The sequence below is a fragment of the Rhodococcus sp. P4_B6 genome (genome assembly GCF_056402215.1).
The window spans coordinates 1-2676 of the sequence record NZ_JBFUHV010000383.1; the positions used below are offsets into that span (position 1 = coordinate 1).

At 62.5% G+C, this 2676-nt stretch carries 1 protein-coding gene and 1 pseudogene; one reads left to right on the forward strand and one right to left on the reverse strand.

All coding sequences use genetic code 11. The annotated features are described in order from the left end of the window. Nucleotides 1–229, forward strand: a pseudogene (locus tag AC1DWT_RS50725) (cyclohexanone monooxygenase); the annotation flags it as partial. A 1681-nt stretch (nt 230–1910) separates the two neighbouring features. On the opposite strand, the gene AC1DWT_RS50730 reads toward AC1DWT_RS50725, so the two are convergent. Then, nucleotides 1911–2676: TIGR03084 family metal-binding protein (locus AC1DWT_RS50730; protein ID WP_477926208.1), on the reverse strand; the 766-nt coding region annotated here is incomplete at its 5' end.

Here is a 2676-nt window from a genome sequence, read left to right on the forward strand (position 1 = left end):
CGGATACACCCGAGTCGAACCCGAAACCCACGCCCAGGACGAGTGGACAGCACACGTCGCCGAAGCCGCCTCCCACCTGCTCCGACTCAACGTCGAGAACTACATGGTCCACGTCAACCGCGACGACGGCAGCAGAGTCTTCATGCCCTACGTCGGCGGACTCGACCGCTACGTCGACACATGCGACAAGGTCGCCGCCGACGACTTCACCGGCTTCACCTTCCACTGAACCCCGACACGAACGAACCGGCCGATGTGCTCCTTGCGTTGCCCGGACGGGTGGCGATGCCCTACGACGCTGGCCCGACCGGGTTCGGATTCGCCCGGTTCCTGTTGGCGGCGGGGCCCAAGTATCTGTCGCAGCGCAGTCGAAGCTGCAACGCACACGGGCGACCGGGTCGAAATCGATAAGCCGGACCCCCTGCATTTGCACGGCTGCCGGATCTGAGCCAGACCTACCCCGGTGCCACATCCCCCGACGACGAGCAAGAGGCCGCGAGAGATCTTGTGCGGACTCGGGAGGGCGTGCGCGCGGAAATCTGACATCGTCTCGACATCGCGTGCGCACGAAATTGCGGTCGCAGAGCTTCGCTGTGGGTCTAGGAACCGTTCGTTCGGGGACGGCGCAGGTACGTTCTCGTTAATTTGCGTATCTCGTCTGGAGCGCAGTTGGATTCAGGAATGACTTGCCACAAACGCTCGATGAACCGGCGCCTTGACATTCCGAAGTGAACAAGGATGTTCCCCTCGTTGGCGCCGCCGTATGGCACCCACACACTCGCGAACTCGATGAGGCGCTCTGCCTCGGTGTCGCTGTGCTCTCGTTTACGATTGACATCGTCCCACGCCGCACGTCGCCTCTGGGGCCATCTGCGGTACTCGTGACAATGCATTAGTTTTGAACCATCCAATCAGGGCCGAGGAGGCCTTCGGATTTTGGGGTCCTCGCTGCTGCGAGAGGCCAGAGCGCAGTGAAAGCCGTTCTCGCATTGACGTTGAGGTCCAGTCCCATGACTCACACACGCTTTGTGCCGACCCCTGAACGTCTCGCCCGTCGACTGTCCCGGGGCTCGGCGAGCGTCTGTGCAGACACGTACGACCACCTCGGCCAGTCCTTCTCTCACAGCGTTCACCGTCTACGCGAACATCATTCCCGCCAGCGCAGCTGGAACCGCGTCGAACGCTTCTCAGAAAGCTACGGCTCCGATTGGGATTACCTGGTGCCCGAGGCGGCCATCCGAAACATCGATTCGGCATTGCCAGATGAATAATACCGATTAGGAACGTCCATATCAATATCTGTCAATGGCGGTCAGTAAACCCGCGCATCGTATGTCAAACTCCGACCGGACGCCCGGAGAGCGCGCCGCCCAACCCAGGCGCTGGTCAGGATCGGAACGCCGGAATGCTGCCCGCTGAGTCTCGGCGCGAGATTGTCAGAAGTCAGGCAGGAGGCATCGAGCTGCCGAGCCACAGCACCAGCCTGGTTCCCGAATGTCATTCCTGCACCTGACAAGTGGCGGATCGACCGGTCCTGTTGACCTCCACCATCCCGACACCGATCTGACCTCAAGGGATCGGCTACGTGTATCACATGCCCCTCGGACGGCCGCTTTCACCGCCATCTGTTCTCCCAGGCCGTCGACATGAAGCATGTTGAACGGGGCCGGGCCGGTCGTTCGTCGCAGAGAGACACCGCGCAGCCCGTGCTCCAGTCTCATGCTGCGCGCGCGCCCGACTGTTCGCATCCGGAACTGCGACGGTTCAGCGGTTTCATACGCGCGAGTGCACAAGCCTGACGCGACGGTTCGACCCCGAACGCACGGATCCCGAGTCATCGCTCGTTGAATGAAGACTGCCGAATTTCGGTTGACGCGTGCTCGAGACGTTGACGCGAACTTCTGTCGCCACTACTTTCGGCCGGCCCGATGCACGGCGAGTGGTCGTCGGGTGAACTGGCCCGGCGCACGTCCGGCACCGGGTGGACCGGCGAACGCCTGACCGATCGTCATCCATTTTGCGGCTATTGGTCCGGTCACCTCGAGGGCGGTGTCGGCGACATGACGGCGCCGGGTGAGCACCAAGCAGAAGTCGTCGATGGGCCCAGTGACCGAATCCAGCAAGTTGTCTTCACCAAATGCCCACGTGTTGCCCGAGGGGAGAATCAAGTTCGCCTGAACGCCCGTCGTCGGGACTGGCAGTGCGTTGTTCGTGAAGCTGTAAGGGAACGCGAGGCACGCAATCCGGGCGATGTGGGTCAATCGCGCGGTGGCCGGCCTATCCATCTCGAAAGTGTCGGCGATGTCCTGTCCGTGGGCCCAAGTTTCCATCAGCCGGGCCGTTGCCATGGACGCCAGACTCATCGATGGCCCGTACCAGGGGTGTCGGGCGTCTAGGGTGGCCGCGCGGAGTGCCTGTTGGAGTGACCGGCGTGCGTCCCGCCAGCGTTCGAGGAGTTGGTTCGGTGTCAACTCGAGTAGAGGTTTGAGCGACTCGGTGCGGTACGCACCCGGTCCTCGTTCGGCCCGCTGTCGGTGCTCGGCGAAGGCATCGGGATCGGTGAGGGACATCTCAGCAGTGGCGTCGAAGAATGCCAGGTGAGCGATTTGATGGCGGCTTGTCCACCCGTCGGCCGGGGTTGGTTGGTTCCATTGGTCGTCACTGCGGGTTCTGAGG